Annotated in this window: 20 protein-coding genes; 12 read left to right on the top strand and 8 right to left on the bottom strand. The window is 71.9% G+C overall.

Annotated elements, in window-relative coordinates:
- Positions 1–32: 32 nt before the first annotated feature.
- Both aroB and ABIC70_RS14495 read right to left on the bottom strand, forming a co-directional pair.
- Positions 33–1,178, bottom strand: a complete 1,146-nt coding sequence (gene aroB, locus ABIC70_RS14500) for a 3-dehydroquinate synthase (protein ID WP_043755786.1) — start codon at positions 1,176–1,178, stop codon at positions 33–35.
- A 19-nt stretch (positions 1,179–1,197) separates the two neighbouring features.
- Positions 1,198–1,809, bottom strand: coding sequence for a shikimate kinase (locus ABIC70_RS14495; RefSeq protein ID WP_051044824.1), 612 nt, complete (start codon positions 1,807–1,809; stop codon positions 1,198–1,200).
- A gap of 255 nt (positions 1,810–2,064) precedes the next feature.
- Here ABIC70_RS14495 and ABIC70_RS14490 point away from each other — a divergent pair, with 255 nt between their 5' ends.
- The 3 genes from ABIC70_RS14490 (at position 2,065) to ABIC70_RS14480 (ending at position 3,805) form a co-directional block, all read left to right on the top strand.
- Positions 2,065–2,217, top strand: coding sequence for a hypothetical protein (locus tag ABIC70_RS14490; RefSeq protein WP_043351982.1), 153 nt, complete (start codon positions 2,065–2,067; stop codon positions 2,215–2,217).
- Complete coding sequence (locus tag ABIC70_RS14485; protein WP_043351984.1) at positions 2,214–3,158, top strand: site-specific tyrosine recombinase XerD; 945 nt, start codon at positions 2,214–2,216, stop codon at positions 3,156–3,158. The genes ABIC70_RS14490 and ABIC70_RS14485 overlap by 4 nt, the downstream gene beginning before the upstream one ends.
- 128 nt (positions 3,159–3,286) lie before the next feature.
- Positions 3,287–3,805 carry a MarR family winged helix-turn-helix transcriptional regulator gene (locus tag ABIC70_RS14480; RefSeq protein ID WP_043383865.1) on the top strand — a complete coding sequence of 173 codons (519 nt, stop codon included), beginning with the start codon at positions 3,287–3,289 and terminating at the stop codon, positions 3,803–3,805.
- 66 nt (positions 3,806–3,871) lie between these two features.
- Here ABIC70_RS14480 and ABIC70_RS14475 read toward each other — a convergent pair whose 3' ends face one another.
- Positions 3,872–4,237, bottom strand: coding sequence for a c-type cytochrome (locus ABIC70_RS14475; RefSeq protein ID WP_024831013.1), 366 nt, complete (start codon positions 4,235–4,237; stop codon positions 3,872–3,874).
- Positions 4,238–4,483: 246 nt separating this feature from the next.
- Positions 4,484–5,500 carry an NAD-dependent epimerase gene (locus ABIC70_RS14470; protein WP_354439964.1) on the bottom strand — a complete coding sequence of 339 codons (1,017 nt, stop codon included), beginning with the start codon at positions 5,498–5,500 and terminating at the stop codon, positions 4,484–4,486.
- 539 nt (positions 5,501–6,039) lie between these two features.
- Here ABIC70_RS14470 and ABIC70_RS14465 point away from each other — a divergent pair.
- The 6 genes from ABIC70_RS14465 to xseA all read left to right on the top strand — a co-directional run bounded on the left by ABIC70_RS14465 (position 6,040) and on the right by xseA (position 11,675).
- A complete protein-coding gene (locus tag ABIC70_RS14465; protein ID WP_043351989.1) occupies positions 6,040–6,303 on the top strand; it encodes a hypothetical protein in 264 nt (87 codons plus the stop codon).
- Positions 6,304–6,412: 109 nt separating this feature from the next.
- Positions 6,413–6,670 carry a DUF6894 family protein gene (locus ABIC70_RS14460; protein WP_043351991.1) on the top strand — a complete coding sequence of 86 codons (258 nt, stop codon included), beginning with the start codon at positions 6,413–6,415 and terminating at the stop codon, positions 6,668–6,670.
- A gap of 67 nt (positions 6,671–6,737) precedes the next feature.
- Positions 6,738–6,944 (top strand): hypothetical protein, encoded by a 207-nt coding sequence (locus tag ABIC70_RS14455; protein ID WP_043351993.1) that lies wholly within the window; start codon positions 6,738–6,740, stop codon positions 6,942–6,944.
- Positions 6,944–8,260, top strand: coding sequence for an MFS transporter (locus ABIC70_RS14450; protein WP_053609963.1), 1,317 nt, complete (start codon positions 6,944–6,946; stop codon positions 8,258–8,260). Before ABIC70_RS14455 ends, ABIC70_RS14450 begins: the two co-directional genes overlap by 1 nt.
- 164 nt (positions 8,261–8,424) lie before the next feature.
- The gene (locus tag ABIC70_RS14445; RefSeq protein WP_043351996.1) at positions 8,425–9,897 is read left to right on the top strand and encodes an MDR family MFS transporter; all 1,473 of its coding nucleotides are present in this window, start codon (positions 8,425–8,427) and stop codon (positions 9,895–9,897) included.
- A gap of 80 nt (positions 9,898–9,977) precedes the next feature.
- On the top strand, positions 9,978–11,675 hold the full coding sequence (gene xseA, locus ABIC70_RS14440; protein WP_354439963.1) for an exodeoxyribonuclease VII large subunit: 1,698 nt from the start codon (positions 9,978–9,980) through the stop codon (positions 11,673–11,675).
- Positions 11,676–11,724: 49 nt separating this feature from the next.
- Here the strand turns inward: xseA and ABIC70_RS14435 are convergent, their stop codons facing one another.
- Positions 11,725–12,477, bottom strand: a complete 753-nt coding sequence (locus ABIC70_RS14435) for a GNAT family N-acetyltransferase (RefSeq protein WP_354439962.1) — start codon at positions 12,475–12,477, stop codon at positions 11,725–11,727.
- Positions 12,478–12,602: 125 nt separating this feature from the next.
- Here ABIC70_RS14435 and ABIC70_RS14430 point away from each other — a divergent pair, with 125 nt between their 5' ends.
- Together ABIC70_RS14430 and ABIC70_RS14425 are read left to right on the top strand one after the other, a co-directional pair.
- Positions 12,603–14,030, top strand: a complete 1,428-nt coding sequence (locus tag ABIC70_RS14430) for an alpha/beta hydrolase (protein ID WP_354439961.1) — start codon at positions 12,603–12,605, stop codon at positions 14,028–14,030.
- Positions 14,027–15,574 (top strand): GMC family oxidoreductase, encoded by a 1,548-nt coding sequence (locus ABIC70_RS14425; protein WP_043755767.1) that lies wholly within the window; start codon positions 14,027–14,029, stop codon positions 15,572–15,574. The genes ABIC70_RS14430 and ABIC70_RS14425 overlap by 4 nt, the downstream gene beginning before the upstream one ends.
- A 7-nt stretch (positions 15,575–15,581) precedes the next feature.
- On the opposite strand, the gene ABIC70_RS14420 is transcribed toward ABIC70_RS14425, so the two are convergent.
- Both ABIC70_RS14420 and ABIC70_RS14415 read right to left on the bottom strand, forming a co-directional pair.
- The gene (locus ABIC70_RS14420; RefSeq protein ID WP_354439960.1) at positions 15,582–16,298 is read right to left on the bottom strand and encodes a GNAT family N-acetyltransferase; all 717 of its coding nucleotides are present in this window, start codon (positions 16,296–16,298) and stop codon (positions 15,582–15,584) included.
- The gene (locus ABIC70_RS14415; protein WP_182591948.1) at positions 16,295–16,921 is read right to left on the bottom strand and encodes an FMN-binding negative transcriptional regulator; all 627 of its coding nucleotides are present in this window, start codon (positions 16,919–16,921) and stop codon (positions 16,295–16,297) included. The genes ABIC70_RS14420 and ABIC70_RS14415 overlap by 4 nt, the downstream gene beginning before the upstream one ends.
- Positions 16,922–17,019: 98 nt before the next feature.
- Here ABIC70_RS14415 and pdxR point away from each other — a divergent pair, with 98 nt between their 5' ends.
- On the top strand, positions 17,020–18,525 hold the full coding sequence (pdxR, locus tag ABIC70_RS14410; RefSeq protein ID WP_354439959.1) for a MocR-like pyridoxine biosynthesis transcription factor PdxR: 1,506 nt from the start codon (positions 17,020–17,022) through the stop codon (positions 18,523–18,525).
- Here pdxR and ABIC70_RS14405 read toward each other — a convergent pair.
- Positions 18,500–18,826 carry a hypothetical protein gene (locus tag ABIC70_RS14405; RefSeq protein WP_182591950.1) on the bottom strand — a complete coding sequence of 109 codons (327 nt, stop codon included), beginning with the start codon at positions 18,824–18,826 and terminating at the stop codon, positions 18,500–18,502. The genes pdxR and ABIC70_RS14405 overlap by 26 nt on opposite strands.
- Positions 18,827–18,891 lie beyond the last annotated feature (65 nt).

Here is an 18,891-nt window from a genome sequence, read left to right as displayed (position 1 = left end):
TTAGGCAAGGCCACCGCCGACTATCGAGCACTTCAGAGGTCTCGATGCGACGCCAGTTCGTCTTCCAGGAAGGCCGCCACCGCCGCCCGGTCAATGCCCGGGGCGATGAAGCTCTGGCCGATCCCGCGGGCCAGGATAAAGGTCAGCGCGCCGTCGCGGACTTTCTTGTCCTGCGTCATCGCGTCGAGAATCGACTCGACGGTGCCGCATCCGCCCGGGACCGCCTGCAGACGGGTCGGCAGCCCGGCGAGGGCGAGATGGTTGGCGACGCGGCCGGCATCCTGCCCGCCGCAGAGCCCGAGCCGGGCCGAGAAGCGGAAGGCGAGCGCCATCCCGATCGCCACGCCCTCGCCATGCACCAGCCGGGCGGAATCGTAGCCCGTCAGGCGCTCCAGGGCGTGGCCGAAGGTGTGGCCGAGATTGAGCAGCGCCCGCTCCCCGTCCTCCCGCTCGTCCCGGGTGACCACCGCGGCCTTGGCCCGGCAGCAGGAGGCGACCGCCTGCTCGCGCTCCGGGCCGCCGGAGAAGATCCCGCGCCAGTTCGCCTCGCACCAGTCGAAGAAGCCCGGATCGGCGATCAGCCCGTACTTGGCGACCTCGGCATAGCCGGCGCGCATCTCGCGCTCGGAGAGGGTGTCGAGGGCGGCCGTATCGGCCAGGACGAGACGCGGCTGGTGGAAGGCGCCGATCAGGTTCTTGCCCAGCGGCGCATTGATGCCGGTCTTGCCGCCCACCGAGGAATCGACCTGGGCAAGGAGGCTCGTCGGCACCTGCACGAAGCGCACGCCCCGCCGCAGGGTGGCGGCCGCGAAGCCGGCGAGGTCACCGACCACGCCGCCGCCCAGGGCCACGACAAGGTCGCCGCGCTCGACCTTGAGGGCGAGCAGACCGTCGCAGACTTCCGCAAAGCCCGCATAGGACTTCGACGCCTCGCCCGGTGCCACCGTCACCACGCCCGCCTGAAGGCCGGCGCGCTCCAGGCTGGTGCGAAGCCGCGCGGCATAGAGGGCGCCGACGGTGGCGTCCGTCACGATGGCGGCACGGCGTCCCCCGAGCGCGGCCACGGCGGCGCCGGCCGTGTCGATCAGCCCGCGGCCGATCAGGATGTCGTAGGCGCGGCCGGCGTCGAGGGGCACGTGGACGGTCAGGAGGTCCTGACGGGGCGTCGGCTCGGTCATGGGGCGGTTCGCTCGGGTCTCACTGGGCGGCAACGGGGACGGAGCCTTCGCCGCTGAGATGGGCGTCCAGCGCTTCCAGCACGTCCTGGACGACCCGGTCGTGCGACACCTCCCGGGAGATGACCATCACGTCGGCGGCGGCGTAGACCGGGTGGCGCACGGCCATCAGGTCCCGCATCGTCGCCTCCGGGTCCTCGGTCTGCAGCAGCGGACGGTTGCCGCGCTTGCGCACGCGCCGCATCAGCACGTCCAGATCGGCCTTCAGCCACACCGAGACCGCGGATTCGGCGATGCGGGCGCGCGTCGCCTCGCGAAGGTAGGCGCCGCCGCCGGTCGCCAGGACCAGCGGGCCGGCCCGGAGCAGCCGCGAGATCACCCGCTCCTCGCCGTCGCGGAAGCTCGGCTCGCCATAGATGGCGAAGATGTCGGGGATCGTCAGGCCGGCCGCCGCTTCGATCTCGATGTCGGCATCCTTGAAGATCAGCCCGAGGCGACTCGCCAGGCGCCGGCCGACGGTGCTCTTGCCCGCCCCCATGAGGCCGACGAGCACGATCGAGCGCAGGCCGAGCGCGCGGCGCAGACGCGCCTCGATCGGTTCACCCGCCGCCTCCTCGCTTATGGCCTCCTGCATCGACTCCTGCATCGCATCCGTGTGGCGTCCCCGCCTCCTCACCGGCCCCCGAGCGCCTGTCGCCGGGCTGCCTCCATCCTGCGGCAGGCTCTTAGCGCGATTCAAGCGGGCTGCGAAACGCATCGCTGTGTCGTTGTGGGCCTTGTCAGCGCCGCGTTCGCGTGGTCGAACCCGAGCACCCGCGGCGGCTCGGAGACAGCCCTCGCCCGTCCCCCTTCCCGCCGCCAGCGCCCGTCTGCCCGAGGTTCGACCGACGTGCCGACCCTATTCCGTTTCTTCGCCACCCTCGCGATCCTGGCGGGTCTGGTTTTCGCTGCGATGTTCGCCTTGGCGAATTTCGTCCAGCCGACGCCGCGGGAGATGACTGTTTCCATCCCCGCCTCGAAGCTCCAGCCCGGCAACCGTTGAGCGGGTCGGACGTCTCCGGCGATGCCGGTCGGGCGCTCTGCCCCGAGGCCGCCGACTATCTCGACATGCTGGCCGCCGAGCGCGGTGCCGGCCTCAACACCCTGACCGCCTACCGGCGCGATCTGGAGGATTATCTCGGTTACCTCGCCCGGTCGGGGACCGCGCTCGACGCCGTGGATTCCGGCACGCTCCGGGCCTTCCTGATCGATCTCGAGACCCGCGGCCTCAAGGCCTCCTCGGCGGCGCGGCGCCTGTCCTGCGTGCGCGGTTTCCACAAGTTCCTGTACGCCGAGGGGGGCGCCGAGAGCGATCCCAGCGTCGCGGTCTCCGGACCGCGCCGGGGACGGTCGCTGCCCAAGGTGCTCTCCATCGCGGAAGTCGACCGGTTGCTCGCCACCGCGCAGGCGGCCGCCGCCGCCGAGCAGCCGCCGGGGCCGGCCCGCCGGGCACGCCGGATGGTGTGCCTGCTCGAGTTGCTCTACGCCACGGGCCTGCGCGTCTCGGAGCTGGTCGCGCTGCCGCGCGCAGCGGGCGTGAGCCGCGAGCGCTACCTCTTCATCAAGGGCAAGGGCGGCCGCGAGCGCTTGGTCCCCCTGACCGAGGCGGCCTGCGCCGCCATGTCGGCCCATCTTCCGGCGGTGCCGGAGGACTCCGCGTGGCTGTTCCCCGCCGACAGCGACAGCGGCTATCTCACCCGGCAGGCCTTCGCCCGCGACCTGAAGACGCTCGCCGCGGCGGCCGGCCTGCATCCGGACCGCGTCAGCCCCCACGTGCTCCGTCACGCCTTCGCCAGCCATCTCCTGCAGAACGGGGCCGACCTGCGCATCGTCCAAGAGCTGCTCGGTCATGCCGACATCTCGACAACGCAGATCTACACGCACGTGCTCGATGAACGCCTGAAGGCGATGGTCCGCGATCTGCATCCGTTGATGGATGGCTGAGGATCACCGCACAGAACGCGTGGCAATCCTGGTCGATCGCCCCAATTGTATAGGTTATGCGAAATGCCTAAGAGGGGCCTTTCGCCATACCGGTACGCGAGCCAGCCTTTACCAGAGAGAGTTTTCCTATGTCAGGCCCTTCGGCCTCGCAGATCGGCGCTGAGCTGGATCAGGCGGGGCACACGCGTGCCGATCAGCCTTCGCAGCAGGAGCGGCAGCGCCTCGACAATCAGCTGTGCTTCGCGGTCTACGCCGCCGCGCATGCCTTCGGTCGCGCCTACAGAAACCTTCTCGGGCGCTACGAGCTGACCTATCCGCAATACATCGTCCTGCTGGTGCTCTGGGAGCAGGACGGCCTTTCGGTGAAGGAGATCGGCAATCGTCTGTTCTTGGATTCAGGAACGCTGACGCCGCTCCTGAAGCGCCTCGAGGCCTCAGGCCGGGTTCGCCGTGCCCGCGACCGGGTCGACGAGCGTCAGGTCAGCATCTTCCTCACCCCGGCCGGCCTAGCCCTGCGCGACGAACTGGCCTGCATCCCCGACGAGGCGGGCGGCCTGACCGGCTTCGACATCCAGGGTCGCAAGGATCTCCTTCACGATCTCGTTACCCTCAGGTTGAGCCTTCAGGCAGGTCTCGCGTCCGACTAGGGACCGCACCCGGCCCGGGAGCGACCGCGCGGTCGCTCCCGGTTCTCGCTTGCGCGAATTCGCGTCTCAGGACTGCGTCTTGAGGTAGGCGATGACGTCGTTGATCTTCTTGTCGTCGGGATAGCCCTGGAAGATCATCTTGGTGCCCGGGACCTTCGCCTTCGGGTTCTTCAGCCACTCGTGCAGGTTGGCCTCGTCCCAGGTGATGCCCGAGTTCTTCAGGGCGGCGGAGTAGTTGTAACCCTCGTAGGTGCCCGCCTTGCGGCCGACGACACCCTTCAGATCAGGGCCCACGCCGTTCTTCTGGAAATTGTGGCACGCCTTGCAGGGAGCGAACGCCTTCTCGCCGGCGGCCGCATCCCCGGCCTCCTGGGCCTGTGCCGCGAGCGGCATGACAACGGCAAGGACGGCGCCGAAAACGAGTGAACGCATGGATTTCCTCCTGTTGGCCACCGTTGCGGCAGCGATGCGGGCAGAGCTTGCCTGCCTGGAATAGCTCTAAATGAATCTGCCCGGCGGGCGCAACGGCCTAGTCTGGCAAAGCCGTCGCCCGTGTTCAGATCGGCGGCCGACCCGGCGCGCCGCCTGCCTCAACACGGTGCGGCCGGTTTGGCTCCCCGGATGGCCGGAAGCCCCGTCCGGCCGCCGGCGGCCGGTCGCGCGCTCACCGCGCCTGTCTCAGACGCCGTGGTAGGTCCGATACCAATCGACGAAGTGCCCGATGCCCGTCTTCAACGGCGTGGCGGGGCGGAATCCGGTCTCGTGCACGAGATCGTCGATGTCGGCGTAGGTCGCCGGAACATCGCCCGGCTGCATAGGCAGCAGGATCTTCTCCGCCTTGCGGCCCAGGGCCGCCTCAAGGAGTGCAATCATCTCCAGAAGCGCCACCGGCTCGTTGTTGCCGATGTTGTAGATCCGGTAGGGGGCGGCGCTGGTCCCCGGATCCGGCTCGGCAGCGCTCCAGGCGGGGTTTGGCGTGGCCGGCCGTTCCGTCAGAGCCTGAATCCCCGCGACGATGTCGTCGATGTAGGTGAAGTCACGGAGCATCCGCCCATCGTTGAAGACCCGGATCGGCTCGCCCGCCAGGATGGCGCGGGTGAACAGATACAGGGCCATGTCCGGCCGCCCCCAGGGACCGTAGACGGTGAAGAACCGCAGTCCGGTGGTCGGCAGCCCGTAGAGATGGCTGTAGCTGTGCGCCATCAGCTCGTTCGCCTTCTTGGTCGCGGCGTAGAGGCTGAGCGGATGGTCGACGTTCTGATGCACCGAGAACGGCATGGTCGTGCCGCCGCCGTAGACGGAACTCGATGAGGCGTAGAGCAGATGCTCCACACCCCCGTGGCGGCAGGCCTCCAGAATGTTCAGGAAGCCGACGAGGTTGCTCGCCGCATAGGCATGGGGATCGGTGAGCGAGTGACGCACGCCCGCCTGGGCGGCGAGGTGGATCACCGTCCGGAAGTCGTGCCGGCGGAACAGCGCGTCGAGGCCGTCCCGGTCCGCGAGGTCGAGCCGCGTGAAGCTGTGGCCCTCGAAGCCCGCGAGACGGCGAAGCCGGGCCTCCTTGAGCCGCACGTCGTAATAGGCGTTGACGCTGTCGAGTCCGACGACCTGGCGGCCGGACTCGAGGAGACGCAAAGCGAGCTGGTTCCCGATGAAGCCGGCGACGCCGGTGATCAAGACAGGGGGCTGTGACATCCGCGGACCGACGGGCGGACAAGCCCGCCGAACGCGCGCTGTAGCATGGGGCCGGAAGCCGACAAATCGGATCGCAGCGGGCGCCGGGAGCGGCGAGCCGGGATGCCCCTGCACGGCTTGTCGCCCCGGCTCTGAGCCCTGTAGGTTCGCGGGTGCCGTGCAGACAAACCCGCGACCGCTCCCGGACAGCCTGACGCGCCTGCTCGCCGTGCCGGAGCAGCGGCCGGTCGGAGCGCGTCCCGATCCTTCGCGCAGGGGCGGCGTGTCACGAACACCGGATCGGCGCTCGGCGCACGCGGCGCTGGAAACAGCGATCCTCCGCGGGTTCGTGTTCGCCGTTTCGGGGGGCGTCTGGCTCGTCGTCCTGGCACTCTCCCTCCGGCACTTCGCACGGTAGGCGCTCCCCGCCGTGCCGCTGCGCCGGCTGCTGTGGATAGCGGGATTTCGTCGGGCCTTCTGCTTCTTCTAACCGTACGCGAACCGCCGAGTTCGCTATTGAGGCACCAAGACGGGGGCGGCTCTGCTGCAAGGATTGAGCGATGTCTCTGACGGGGCGTTTCTGGTTCCGAAAGACCTGGACGGGGCGACTGGTGTTGCTGGTCGAGGAAGAGCGTCCCCGCTGGTTCGGCCGCGGCTCCGGTAAGCCGCGCTGGCGCAACGCCAAGCTCCTCGACTTCGCCGAGCCGGAACTGCGTCCGCTCATGGCCATGGAGAAGCAGCACCGCGCGGCCGGCGTCACCGGCCAAGTGCGGGCCCTCCGCCCGGTCCCGTCCGCACCGGACAGACGCGCCGCGAACGGCTGAGGACGGGCGCGGCTGGGCGGCCTACGCTGCGGTTTGGTCCAAGGACCGGCGATCCCCACCTATCGCGGATCGCTCCGCCCTGGCGGACGCCTCCGAGCCGGTAAAAGCCATGCCGCGGTACTTCTTCCATACGCATATCGGCGCGGATGTCGTCTCCGACCCGACCGGGACCGAGCTGCGCGATCCGGACGCGGCGTGGGAGATGGCCCAGGAGACGATCCGCGCCGCCCTGCGCAATCCGCAGAACCAGGCCCGGCTGATGACCGCATGCCTCGTGGTCATGGACGATGACGGCGAGGTCGTGCTGGAATTCCCGTTCAGCGAGGCCGTCGTGCTTCCGCCGTCGGAGGATCCGACGCGTCACTGAGAGCGACGACGCGCGCGATCCGCGCCCTACATCGCGGCGCAGCCTACCGATACGGAGCTGCGCCCGAATGGATTCGCCCCCGAACGATCTCGATGCCCGCGCGCTCGGCCGAGCCGCATCCGCCAAGGGCTCGGCCGCGAAAGCCCGCGCCTCCGCGGAGGGGACGGAAGCGCCCGCGCTCCGGCTGTCCGGTCATGACGAAGCCCTGGCGGATGGCGCAGAATCCGTGACCGGCGGTCTCGCCAAGCACCCGGTCGACGGGTCGGCCCGCTGATGGACGCCCGGACCGCACCGCATCCCGGCGCACATCATCCTACGCTCGACCGCAAGTCGGTCGGGGCCGTCGTCCTGGGCAATGCTCTCGAATTCTACGATTTCACGGTCTACGCCTTCTTCGCCAAGCCGATCGGCGAGGCCTTCTTCCCGGCAAACGATCCGACCCACAGCCTGCTGGCGTCGCTGGCCCTGTTCGGCATCGGCTACGTCATGCGGCCCATCGGCGGCGTGCTGATCGGCGCCTTCGCGGACCGTGCCGGCCGCAAGCCCGCGATGCTGATCACCATCGCGCTGATGGCGGTCGGCATGCTGATGCTGGCCGCCTGTCCCGCCTACGCGACGATCGGCGGCTGGGCACAGGTGATCGTCATCGCCGGACGGCTCGTGCAGGGGCTCGCCCTCGGCGGCGAGGTCGGCCCGTCCACCGCCTTCCTGCTGGAGGCGGCGCCGCCGGAGAAGCGCGGCTTCGTGACGAGTTGGCAGATCGCCAGCCAGGGCTGTGCGGCCCTGTTCGCCGGGATCTTCGCGACCGCCCTGGCGTTCGTCCTCGGCGACCAGGCCATGGCGCAATGGGGCTGGCGGCTGATGTTCGCCCTCGGCCTGTGCGTGGTGCCGGTCGGCCTCGTCATCCGCAGTCATCTGCCGGAGACGGCCGGCGCCGAGGAGGATCCGGACGCGGCCGCCTCGACCCTGGCGGTGGTCGGCCGGTTGCTGCGGGAGCATGGCCGGCTGCTGGGCCTGACCTTCCTGGTCATCGCCGCCTCCACCGTGTCGAACGCGGTCGGCACCAACATGCCGGTCTTCGCCGGCGCGACGCTCGGCTTGAGCGAGACGGCCGCCACGGCGGTGCCGATCGCGCTCGGGCTCGCCTCCGTGATCTTCCCGCTGCTCGGCGGCTGGCTCGCCGACCGGGTCGGCCGGCGGCCGGTGATGATCTGGCCGCGTGCGCTGATCCTGATCCTGGCGGTTCCGGCCTTCGCCTGGGTCGTGCAGGCGCCGAGCGCCGCCAGCGTCTACGCGGTCACCTTCCTGCTCTCGGCGCTGTCTTCCATCAACGCCGCCGCGGTGATCGTCGGCATTCCGGAGGCACTGCCGCGGGCCGTCCGCAGCGCCGGGCTGTCGATCGTCTACGCGGTCTCGGTCTCGGTGTTCGGCGGCAGCACCAACTACGTGGTGAACTGGTTGATCGCCACGACCGGCGACCGGCTCGCGCCGGCCTACTATCTCGCCGCGTTCAGCCTCGTCGGGACTGTTGCCGCCTTTTTGCTGCCGGAGACGCGCGGGCGGGACCTCGACGCCGACGCGGAGGCCTGAACAGACCGGCCGCATGCGCCCTGAGCATCGCGGCGCCATGCTCATGCATGCGCCGCGGGGCCAGGTGCCGGTGTATGTGCGCTCGCGCACGGCTCTCGCGGCCAGAGAACCGGTCTCCGGTTTCGAGGCTAGGTCGGCACGCTCGTGGGGCCTAGACCGGCGCCATGCCGAAGCCTTCCGAGACGCGCCGCCCGCTGGTCCTCGCCGCGGTGATGGCGGCGATGTTCATGATCGCCATCGAGGCGACGATCGTCTCGACGGCGATGCCGCAGATCGCCGGACAGCTCGGCGACCTCCACCTCTACGCCTGGGTGTTCGCCTCCTTCCTGCTGACCCAGACGGCCACCACGGTGGTGTTCGGCAAGCTGTCGGACCTCTACGGGCGCCGGCCGGTGCTGCTGTTCGGCATCGCGGTGTTCCTCGCAGGCTCCCTGCTGTGCGGGCTCGCGTGGTCGATGCCCTCGCTGATCCTGTTCCGCCTCGTGCAGGGCGTCGGCGCCGGGGCGATCCAGCCGGTGAGCCTGACCATCGTCGGCGACCTGTATTCGGCCCGCGAGCGCGGCCGGGTCCAAGGCTTCCTCGCCAGTGTCTGGGGGATCTCGTCGGTGGCCGGGCCGCTGGTCGGCGGCCTGATCATCGGCCATCTGAGCTGGCCGTGGATCTTCTGGATCAACCTGCCGATCGGCGTGATCGCGGCCGGCCTGTTCCTGCGCTTCCTCCACGAGGGCGTCGAGCGCCGCAGCCGCCAGATCGACGTGATCGGCGCGGCCCTGTTCACCGCGGCCATCGCGGCGCTGATGCTCGCGCTGACCGAGGCCGGTGAATCGGCCGAAGCCGCCCTGTGGCCGGCGCTGGCCTTCGTGGTGGCCGCGATCCTGTTCGTCGTCCAGGAGCGGCGCGCCCCGGATCCGATGCTCGACATCCGCCTGTGGATGCAGCGCCCCATCGCGACGGCCAACACCGCGACACTGCTATCCGGCATGACGGTGATCGGGCTCACGGCGTTCCTGCCGATGTACGTTCAGGGCGTGCTGCGGCAATCGCCCCTCATCGCCGGCCTGACGCTGACCCTGATGGTGCTCGGCTGGCCGATCGGCGCCACCACGGCGGCGCGCAGCTTCGTGCGGTTCGGCCTGCGCCCGATCCTGCTGGTCGGCGCGACCCTCCTGCCCCTCGGCGCGATCGCCTTCGTGGCGCTCGGGCCGGACACATCCCCCGTGGTGGCGGCCTGCGGCTCCGTGGTGATGGGGCTCGGCATGGGCTTCCTGTCCACCGCCGCCATCGTGATCATCCAGGACAGCGTCGCCTGGGCGCAGCGCGGGGCGGCGACGGCCTCGAACATCTTCTCGCGCAATCTCGGCTCGACCCTCGGCGCCACCGTGCTGGGCGCCGTGCTGAACTACCGGCTGGCGCACCCGTCGAGCGGCCCGGCGGTGAATTCCGACCAGCTCCGCCGCCTGCTCGACGATCCCGGCAGCCTCGGTGCCGGCGGCGAAGCCATCCGGCACGGGCTGCAGCACGCGCTGCACGGCACGTTCTGGACGGTTTTCGTCGTGGCGGTGCTGACGCTGCTCCTGTCGCTCCTCGTTCCGCGGGTGGCGATCTCGGACCGTCCGCGCGAACTCGCCGTGGAGTAGCGGCGCAGCGCTCCGGCCGAACGACCGCATCTCCACAGCGGACCTTTGACTGTCCTGCCGGAGCCCCCTAGCGTCCGGCGATGCCCCTCGTGCCGCCCCCGCGCCCCGCAGCCCAGCCCGCGGCGGATATCCCGCCGACCCGCGTGCTCAATGCCAACCAGCCCGAATGGTCGGTGGGCGAACTGGCCGGTGCCCTGAAACGCACGCTGGAGGACGCCTTCGGCCATGTCCGCCTGCGCGGCGAGATCTCGGGCTATCGCGGCCAGCACGGCTCGGGCCACGCCTATTTCTCCCTGAAGGACGGGCAGGCGCGGATCGACGCGGTGGTCTGGAAGGGTGTGTTCGGCCGCCTGCGCCAGCGCCCCCAGGAGGGGCTGGAGGTCGTCGCCACCGGTCGCATCACCACGTTCCCCGGGAAGTCTTCCTATCAGATCGTCATCGAGAACCTGGAGCCGGCGGGTCTCGGGGCCTGGATGGCTCTTCTGGAGGAGCGCAAGAAGCTGCTCGCCGCCGAGGGGCTGTTCGCCCCCGAGCACAAGCGGCCCATCCCCTACCTGCCGCAGGTCGTCGGCGTCGTCACTTCGCCGACCGGCGCGGTGATCCGCGACATCCTCCACAGGCTGGAGGACCGGTTCCCGCGGCCCGTCCTGGTCTGGCCGGTGCGGGTCCAGGGCGACGGCGCGGCCGAGGAGGTCGCGGCCGCGATCCGCGGCTTCAATGCGCTTCCGGCGGGCGGCGCGATCCCCCGCCCGGACGTGCTGATCGTCGCCCGCGGCGGCGGCTCCATCGAGGATCTCTGGGCCTTCAACGAGGAATGCGTCGTCCGCGCCGCCTTCGAGAGCGCGATCCCGCTGATCTCGGCGGTCGGGCACGAGACCGACACCACGCTGATCGACTACGTGTCCGACCGCCGGGCGCCGACCCCGACGGGCGCCGCCGAGATGGCGGTGCCGGTCCGCGCCGACCTGATCGCGACGGTGGCGGACCTCTCCGCCCGCGGCAGAGGAGCGGTCGGGCGCCGGATCGACCGCGACCGGTCGGATCTGCGCGCCCTCGGACGTGCTCTGCCCAGTGCCGACGCCCTGCTGGCGGCCAAGCGCCAGCGGCTCGACCTCGCCGAGGCGCGCCTCGCCCCGGCCCTCGCGGCGGGCGCCAGCCGCCATCGCGCGCGGCTCCAGCTCCTCCTCGACCGGATGGCCCGGCGCTCGCCCGACGTGGTCCTCGCCAACGCCCGCGCGCGGCTGGCGCGGATCGACCACCGGCCGCTCAATGCCCTGCGCAACGACGTCCAGCGCAAGGGCGAAGCCCTGATCCAGCTCGGGCGGCGCCTCGTCGTCGCGCGGGAGGCCGGCCTGGAACGGGCCCGGGCGCTGCAGGCGCGCCACACCGACCGCCTGCACGCGCTGTCGGAGCGCCTCGCCCAGGCCGGGGCGCGCAGCATCGAGCGCCGCCGCGACCGTCTGGACGGGCTGGCGGGCCTGCTCGGTTCGCTCAGCTACCGCGCCGTGCTCGACCGCGGCTACGTGCTGGTGCGCGATGCCGCTGGGCTGCCGATGCGCCGCGCCGCGGATGCGGCCGCGGCCACCCGCCTCAGTCTGCAATTCGCCGACGGGACCGTGACGGCCGTGCCCGACGGGGCCGATCCGTCCGGGAACTCCGATCCATCCCCGTCGGCGAAGCCCGCGCGTCGCGGCGGCGCGGCCTCGCCGGCAACGCCGGGCAGGCGGACCGGTACGCGCCCTGCCCCGACGCGGCAGGGCTCGCTGTTCGACGCCTGAGACGACGGCCGGAGCGGGTGCGGGACTGGGCCGCGATCCGGCTCGCGTCTCAGCCGGGCTCCGGACCGACCCGATAGTGATAGCGGTACAGTTCGCGCTCGAAGCCAAGGGCGCGGTAGAGCGCCCGCGCCGGCGTGTTCGCCGCGACGACCTGCAGGCAGGCCGCCCGGGCGCCCTCCGCCCTCCCCCAGCGCAGCAGCGCGGCCACGGCGCGCCGGGCATGGCCGCGGCCGCGCAGGGGTTCGGGCGTGGCCACCGCCTCGATGACCAGACAACCACCGTCGAGCACCCCGAAGGCGATCGCGCCGATCCCGCCCTCGGCCGCGGCCGCCGCGAAGGCCCGCGGCAGGGACAGGGCGGCGACGGTGTCGCGGAAGACTTGCGCGGCTGCGGCGTCCGTGTGGTTCACGGCATCGCGCACCGCCAGCCAGTCCTCACCGGGGACGGCGGCGACCGTCGCTGCCGGCTCAGGCACCGCCGGCAGGTCATCGAGCGCGCGGAGCAGCGTGCAGGTCTCGTCCACGACGGCGAAGTCCGCGTGGGACAGGAGCGGCTGCATCTGCGGGGCGATCGCCGGAATCCGGAAGATCGCGCGCCGCCCCAGACGCTCGTAGATGGTGCGCGCGGCCTCGATGGCCGGTCCGGGCGCACCGCTCCCCCGCATGGGGGTCACGGAATTCTGCCGCTTCGAACGCCCGCCCGCGGCGCGCAGCAGGTAGCCGTGGATCAGGAGTTCGCGCGGGCTCGGCCAGGCGTTGAGGCAGGCTTCTTCCACGCGCCAGGCCTGTTCAAGATCCGTCACCACGGTCTCCTCCGTATGCCCTGATCGCACGCCGTCCCGGCTTGACCGTTCGGTCCGGGGCAAAACGTCGGCCATGCGGCGTCGCGTACGCTTGAAGCACTCTGGCACCGCGCGATGTCTCCGCAATGTCCGAACCTGAAGTCCTGTTCTGCCTTCACTTCCTGGGGGGCAGCGCCCGAAGCTGGGAGCCTTTGGCGCGTGCCCTCGCGGGGACGCCGCTGACATGTGTGCCGGTCGACTTGCCGGGCTTCGGCGATGCCGCCGGCACGCCGGGCTATTCCGTCGCCGCGATGGCCGATCACGTGGCCGAAGCCATCCGCGCGCGGGCTCCGGCCCGGTTCGGGATCGCCGGTCACAGCATGGGGGCAAAGGTCGCCTTGGCCTTGGCGCGCCGGGCCGAGGATGGCGAAGCGGGTCTGACCGGCCTCACCGATCTCATCCTGGTCTCCGGCTCGCCGCCGAGCCCGGAGCCGATCCCGGAGGACCGGCGCGCCGAGATGCTCGCCTGGATCGATGCGGATCCCGAGACGCGGCGGCGCGAGGCTCAGGCCTTCGTACGCGCGAATGTCGGCGACCGGCTGGACCCTGAGACCGAGGAACGGGCGGTAGCCGACGTCCTGCGGGCCGCGCCGGCCGCCTGGAAGGCTTGGCTCGAGGCGGGCGCCAACGAGGATTGGTGCCGCCGCGTCGGCGTCCTGCGCACCCCGGCGCTGATTCTGGCCGGATCCGAGGACGCCGACCTCGGACCCGACGCGCAGCAGGCCCTGACGGCGCCCCACCTCGCACATCATCGCCTCGTGACGGTCGACGGCGTCGGCCATCTCCTGCCGCTGGAGCGGCCGGCCGCCCTGGCCGACGGGCTGCGCGCCCATTTCGACGACCGGCCCCGCCGACCGGTTGAGGCGGCCCCGACGGTGGCGCCGGACTACGCGGCGCTGATCGCCTCCGAGCGGGTCAACGGCCGCCTGCGCCAGGCGCTCGCGGAGCGCGCCGCGCCGGACGACCCCGCCTATCGACCGGCGGCCCTCGACCCTGTGGAACTCGCGATCCTGCGGGCCGCCCTCGCCCGGGTGATGCCGGTGCCGCATCTCGATCTCGCGGCCCGCCTCGATCGGCGGCTGGCGTCCGGCGCCGGCGACGGCTGGCGCTTCTCGGCCCTGCCGCCGGACGCGGACGCCTACCGCGCTGCCCTGCGCACCCTGGATGCCGCAGCCCGGGCCGCGCAGGGCCGCCCGTTCACAACCCTCGACGCGCCACGGCAGGACGCGCTGCTCACCCTTTGCCAGCGTGGGGATCTGACGGTCCCGGACGCCCTCGGAGGCCGGCTCGACGGCGACCGGATGCGGTTCTGGTTTGAGGATCTCCGCGCCGACGCGGTGCGGCTCTGGCTCGGCCACCCGGCGGCGCTGGCCCGGATCGGCTTCTCGGGCATCGGTGCCGGCGGCGACCGGCCGGGAGAAATCGCCGACGGCCTGCCGGGCTTCCACGCGGTCGGGCTCGACGCGCCGGAACCCTGGGAGCCCCAAGCGCTGCAGACGGAGGCAGGACGATGAATCTCGCGGGCATGCGGACCTACCGCGCGGACGACGTCGTCGATGCGGTCGTGGTGGGGACTGGCGCGGGCGGCGCGCCGCTCCTCGCGCGCCTCGCCGCCGCGGGCCTCAGGGTCGTGGCTCTGGAGGCCGGACCGAACTTCACGCCGGAGCGCTTCGCCTTCGACGAGACGCTGGCGGACGAGATCTACTGGACCGAGGAGCGGCTGAGCGGCGGCGCGACCCCGGAGGCCTTCGGGGCGAACAACAGCGGCACGGGTGTCGGCGGCTCGACGCTGCACTGGGGTGCCTTCGTGCCCCGGGCCGACACCCGCGACCTCCGGCTCCACACGGAGACCGGCGAAGGCGTCGACTGGCCGCTGACCTACGAGGACCTTCTTCCGTTCTACGAGCGGGTGGAGCGGTTTCTCGGCGTGTCGGGCGCGCCGAGCTATCCGTGGGATGCCGGCCGGCGCTATCCCCTGCCCCCGGTCCCGCGGAATGGCCCGGCCGACATCATGGCGCGGGCCTGCGAGGCCCGCGGCATCCGGTGGGCGGACGCGCCCGCCGCCGTGGTCTCCCAGGATTTCCAGTCCGAGGACGGACCCCGCCGCAACGCCTGCATCAATTGCGGCTTCTGCCACCAGGGCTGCCGCACGGGCGCCAAGGCGAGCATGGACGTGACCTACCTGCCGTACGCGGTGGCCCACGGTGCCGAGATCCGGGCCGAGGCCTTCGTCCACGGCCTGGAGCGCGCTGCCGACGGCCGGGTCACCGGCGTGGTCTACCGCCAGGACGGCGAGGATCGCCGGCAGCGGTGCGGCGCCGTTTTCCTCTGTGCCGGGGCCGTCGAGACTCCGCGCCTGCTGCTCAATCTCGGGCTCGCCAATTCCAGCGGCCAGATCGGTCGCAACTACATGGGGCACGTGGCGACCCAGGTTTGGGGCACCTTCGACAACGAGGTCCGGATGAACCGGGGGTATCCGTCCTCGCTGATCACCGAGGATTTCATCCGCGCCGGCGCCGACTTCGCCGGCGGTTACCTCATCCAGAGCCTCGGCGTGGTGCCGGTGACCTTCGGCAATGCGGTGGCGCGGGGGCGCGGCCTGTGGGGGAAGCCGCTCCTCGACTACCTCGACCGCTACAACCGCCTCGCCGGCATCGGCATCAACGGCGAGACGCTGCCCTGCGACGCCAACGTGCTGACCCTCGCCGACGAGACCGACGCGCACGGGATGCGCAAGGCCCATATCAGCTTCGGCTACGGCACCAACGAGGACCGCCTCAACGCGCATGCCACGAAGGTCATGCGCGGGCTCTGGGAGGAGGCGGGGGCCGAGGACATCTGGGTGCTGGAGCGCGTCGCCCACACGCTCGGGACCTGCCGGATGGGCCGCGACGGGTCGAGCGCCGTCGTCGATCCGCACGGCCGCAGCTTCGACATCGACAACCTGTGGATCTGCGACGGCTCGACCTTCCCGAGTTCGCTCGCGGCGAACCCGGCGCTGACCATCATGGCGCTCAGCCTGCGCAGTGCGGAGGCGTTCCTGGCCGGTCGGGCCTGAGGATGCCTCAGCCCGAAGCGGCGCGCAGGTCCGCGAGCCCGTGCCGCTGCCGGCCCTCCCCGTCAAAATTCGACGGGTCCAGCCATGCGGCGAAGCCGGCGCGGACCCGCGGCCACTCCGCGGCGGTGATCGAGAACCACGCCGTGTCGCGGGAGCGGCCCTTCACCACGACGGCGTTGCGGAAGATGCCCTCGAAGGTGAAGCCCAGCCGCAATGCCGCCGCCCGGGACGGGGCGTTGAGGCTGTCGCACTTCCACTCGTAGCGCCGGTAGCCGAGTTCGTCGAAGGCCCGGGCCATCATCAGCGCCATCGCCTCCGCGGCGGCGGGCGAGCGCTGCAGACGCGGCCCGAAATGGAGATGGCCGACCTCGATCACGCCGTTGCCCGGATCGATCCGGAGATACGAGGCGATCCCGAGCGCGTCGCCGCGCGCGGGATCGAGGATCGCGTAGAACAGCGGATCCTCGCTTGTCTGCTGGGTTTCCAGCCGCGCCCGGTAGGCCGCCGCGCTCTCTGGCATCTCGTCGCCGAGGTAGGTCCAGCCGCGCGTGTCCGGGGCAGCGCTGTAGGTCTCGAACAGAGCCTCGCCATGGGCGGCGGCGTTGAGCGGGACGAGCCGGCAGGTGCGGCCCTCCATGGGCGTCCGCGGCGGGCGCGGACGCGGGCTCCAGTCCGGCAGCGCCGGGCCGATGGGTTGGCCGAAGGCGTTGAGGCGCGCGCTCACAGGCCGCTCCGCTCGGCGACCAGCCCGGCGAGACCCGCCTCGCCCTCGGCGCGCAACCCCGCGATGACCCCGTGTCGGTCGGCCTCGGGCCTGTTCTGGCTCATCTTCCACTTCCCCTCGATCCGCGTGATCGGAATCTCGATGCCGATGATTCCCCGGACCTGGGCGGCCACGAAGGGCTCCGGCGCGTCGGCCACCGCCCACGGCTCGGCCCGCGGCAACTCGCGCAGGGCGGTGAGGTCGGCGATCTGGCGCCCGAGCCACTCCACATCCTCGATCACCTGCGGCCGGCCCCAGGCATGGACGGTGGCGTAGTTCCAGGTCGGGACGACGCGGCCGTGCTCGCGCTTGCTCGCGTACCAGCTCGGGGTGACGTAGCCCTGCGGCCCCTGGAACACGATCAGGCATTCCTCCACCGCGGCGAGATCCAGGCCCTGCGGGTTGGCGCGGGCGATATGCGCCCGCAGCACGCCGTGCGGCCCGGCCTCATCCAGCAGGAACGGGATCGGGTTCGCCGTCAGGCCGCCCGAGCCGGCCGTGATCAGCAGGCCGAGGGGATAGGCGCGGATCAGCGCGTGCTGAGCGGCGCGCGAATCGTCCCGGAAGTGAGGCGGCTGGTACATGGGTCCGTCCTGCGGCGGTGATGCCCACGCGTGCTTGACCGTTCGGCGGTCCAGGCGAAAGGTCCAATTCTCGAACTGCGACTGGACCAGTTTGCGCCATGTCCCGAAGCCCCCTGCCGCTGACGCTGGCCTTGGATGCCGCTGTCTCGACGCCGCTGCACGCACAGCTCCGGGAGGCCCTGCGCGCCGCGATCCTCGACCGCCGCCTGCCGCGCGGGGCCCGGCTTCCGGCCTCGCGGGTCCTGGCGGCCGATCTCGGCTGCGCGCGCGGAACCGTGGTCCTGGCGCTGGAGCAGCTGACCGCCGAGGGCTACCTCACGGCGCGGCCGGGCTCGGCGACCCGCGTCGCCGCGACCCTTCCCGACGACGCGCTCCCCGCGCCAAGCCCGATCCGGCGACCGGGCGCCGAGCCGGCCCCGAACCTGTCGCGCCGCGGCGCCCGCCTCGTCTCCGCTCCGGCACGGCGCTACATGGCGGGGCCGGGCGTGCCCGACGCCTTCGCCCTCGGCCGGCCTGCGCAGGACGCCTTCCCGTTCGAGGTCTGGGCTCGCCTGCTCCAGGCCGAGTGGCGCCACGGTCCGACGGAGAAGCCCGACCCGCGCGGATCGCCGGCCCTGCGCGGCGCCATCGCCGCCTATCTGGCACAGGCCCGCGGCGTCGCCTGCGAGCCCGAGGACGTCATCGTCACGGCGGGCATACGCCAGAGCCTGCGCCTGCTCGCCGAGCTGCTGCTCGATCCCGGCGAGACCGCCCTGGTCGAGGAGCCGGGTTTCCCCGGCATCGCGCAGGCCCTCGCCAGCGCCGGCCTGCGCCCGGTGCCCGTCCCGGTCGGTCCCGGCGGCCTGTCGGTGGCCCTGGCCGCCGCGCCGACGGCGGAGGCGCGGCTCGCGGTGGTGACGCCGGCCCACCATTACCCCCTCGGGTACGCCATGAGCCTGGAGAACCGCCTCGACCTCCTGGCCTGGGCCGAGGCGGTCTCGGGCTGGATCGTCGAGGACGATTACGACGGAGCCTATCGCTATGCCGGGCGTCCGCTGGCGCCCCTGCGGGCCCTCGATCGCGGTGGACGGGTGATCTACGTCGGCAGCTTCTCCAAGCTGCTGCTCCCCGCACTGGGCTTGAGCTATCTCGTGCTGCCGCGCGGGCTCGTGGCGCCGGTGAATCAGGCCCTCGCGGAGACGGGGCCCGCCCCGCCCGGGATCGGTCAGTGGGCGCTGGCCCGGTTCATCGAGGACGGACACCTCGCCGGCCATCTCCGCCGGACGCGACGCCTCTACGCCCTGCGCCAGGAGGCGCTGATCGAGGCCGCGCGCCGCCATGCCGGGGATGTCGCCGCAATCGCCCCCATGGAGGGCGGGATGCACGTCATCGCCCGGCCGGGGCCAGCCTGGGGCGCAGCCCTCACCGACGTGGCCGCCGCAGCCGCGCTCGGCCGGGCGGGAATCTCCGCGGTCGCGCTCTCGGCCTATCATGCCGGGCCGGCGGAGCCGGGCTTGCTGCTCGGCTATGCCGCTGTGCCGGAGCGGGCGATCGACCCGGCCGTGCTGCGCCTGGCGGAGACCCTGCGCGCCGTCCCGATCACTCCGGTCGCGGTGTCAGCGTGACGACGGTGCGCCCCTGGGCGGCCCGCACGTCCAGGCTCCGCAGGGCCTTCATCCGGACGGTCGCGCCGCGGTCCGGTGCGACGCGCACGATGCGTTCCCCGTCGATGCGCAGGCTGAAGGCGGTCTCCCCCGTGACCCGCAGCAGCCTTACGCCCCGGAAGGGCGCGAGGGTCACAGGCGTCCAGCCGGCCTGAGCCGTGATCCGGACCGGCGCGGGACGCCCCGTCCGCCTGCCCTGCGCGAGCCACGCGAGCGCGCCGATGGTGAAGAGCGCCAACACGACCCGGCGGGGCCGCGGCACGCGGCGGGGCCGCCGGGCCGGTACGGCCGAGCGCGGCGGTCGATGCAATGGAGGCGCTGGGTGAA

Source organism: Methylobacterium sp. 1973, from assembly GCF_040545035.1.
In the GTDB taxonomy this organism is placed as follows: Bacteria; Pseudomonadota; Alphaproteobacteria; order Rhizobiales; family Beijerinckiaceae; genus Methylobacterium; species Methylobacterium fujisawaense.
The sequence above is the reverse complement of the archived record's forward strand: the minus strand, read 5'-3'. Positions and strand labels throughout refer to the sequence as shown.